This window comes from Caballeronia calidae, assembly GCF_900044055.2.
Taxonomy (GTDB): domain Bacteria; phylum Pseudomonadota; class Gammaproteobacteria; order Burkholderiales; family Burkholderiaceae; genus Caballeronia; species Caballeronia calidae.
This window is the reverse complement of record NZ_FCOX02000342.1, coordinates 1-674: the sequence shown is the minus strand read 5'-3', so window position 1 is coordinate 674 and position 674 is coordinate 1. Positions and strand designations below refer to the sequence as shown.

The window sequence follows — 674 nt, the reverse complement described above, 5'->3', positions numbered from 1 at the left end:
GCCCGGCCACACCGATACGGATCGTGAATGGCAAGTCCATCACGTTACGGACCGTTCAGATCGAGCCGGCGCCTAGGAGTATGCGCGGCAGAAATCTGATGTCATCCGGCCGAGCCGGGTAAGCGTTGTTAGGAGATGCCAATAAGCTATCTTCCCTACGAGCCGCAGCAGCAGATGTTGCTGCCCCACGCGCTGCAAGACTGGCTGCCTGAAGGGCACCTGGCCTATTACATCAGCGACACGGTGGATTCGCTCGACCTGTCAAGCTTCCATGCGCGGTATGCGGGCGGCGGCCCGCGCAATCAACCCTTTCATCCGGCGATGATGGTGAAGGTGCTCGTCTACGGCTATGCGACCGGGGTGTTCTCGTCGCGCAAGCTGGCCAGGAAGCTGCATGAAGATGTCGCGTTCCGGGTCCTCGCCGCGGGCAACTATCCGGCGCATCGCACGCTTTGCGACTTTCGCGCCTTTCACTTGAAGGAACTGTCGGACCTGTTTGTGCAAGTGGTGAAGCTGGCCAAGGAATGCGGACTGGTCAAGCTCGGGACGATTGCCGTTGACGGCACGAAGATCAAGGCCAATGCGTCGCGTCATAAGGCGATGAGTTACGAGCGGATGAAGAAAGCCGAGCTGGAACTCAAAGAACAGATCGATGCGCTGCTGGCCAAGGCGAA

General features: G+C 59.3%; 1 protein-coding gene. It reads left to right on the top strand.

Annotated elements, in window-relative coordinates:
* Positions 1-135: 135 nt before the first annotated feature.
* The coding region (locus AWB78_RS42950; RefSeq protein ID WP_198399358.1) for a transposase at positions 136-674 on the top strand (539 nt) is incomplete at its 3' end.